The sequence below is a fragment of the Stenotrophomonas sp. A3_2 genome, assembly GCF_036624925.1.
In the GTDB taxonomy this organism is placed as follows: Bacteria; Pseudomonadota; Gammaproteobacteria; order Xanthomonadales; family Xanthomonadaceae; genus Stenotrophomonas; species Stenotrophomonas hibiscicola.
Genome location: NZ_JAZKVY010000234.1, coordinates 1 through 675, shown reverse-complemented (window position 1 = coordinate 675; position 675 = coordinate 1). Strand labels below are relative to the sequence as shown.

At 66.8% G+C, this 675-nt stretch carries 1 protein-coding gene and 1 pseudogene; both read left to right on the top strand.

Annotated elements, in window-relative coordinates:
* Positions 1-287, top strand: a pseudogene (locus tag R5H29_RS08225) (IS21 family transposase); the annotation flags it as partial.
* Positions 287-675, top strand: a 389-nt coding sequence (locus tag R5H29_RS08220; protein WP_332329054.1) for an ATP-binding protein, incomplete at its 3' end; no start/stop codon positions are given. The pseudogene R5H29_RS08225 and the gene R5H29_RS08220, both read left to right, overlap by 1 nt.

Below are 675 nucleotides of genomic sequence, written 5' to 3'. Positions count from 1 at the left end.
TCCCCGATCACGCCTACCGGCGGGCCTGGCAAGCCTTCGATGCCCAACTCGATGGACGGCAGGCCTGCCGCGATGCCGTCGCGCTGCTCGATATCGCCGCCAGGGGCGACTGTGTCGACGTGCTGGCCCGGCGGATCGATGAGGCACTCGACAGAGGGCGCTTGCCCGATGTCGATGCGCTCAGGGACGAGTTCCTGCCAACCGCAAGATCGCAGCGCGATGTCACTATCCCGCCTCCCGATCTGCACAGCTACAACAGCTTGATCGCCAGCGGGGAGGTGTACTGATGACCCGCACCAAGGACCAGGCCGCCGCCGTGCTGCCTACCCTGCTCAAGGCCTTGCGCCTGCCGAGTATCAACCGCAACTGGAAGCGCCTCACCGACACCGCCGATCGCGATGGCTGGCCGGCCGCCAACCTGCTGGCCTCGCTTCTCGAGATCGAGATGGCCGATCGCTCCTCCCGGCGCATCCAGCGACATCGCGACCAGTCCGGCTTGCCCGCAGGCAAGACCTTCGCCACCTTCGATTTCGACGCAGCCCCCGGCATCCGCAAACCGCACCTCTTGTCCCTCGCCGCCGGTGACGACTGGATCGAGAGCGGCGGCAACCTGCTGCTGTTCGGCCAGAGCGGGACCGGCAAGACGCACGCAGTTGCTGCCATTGGTCATGCCCT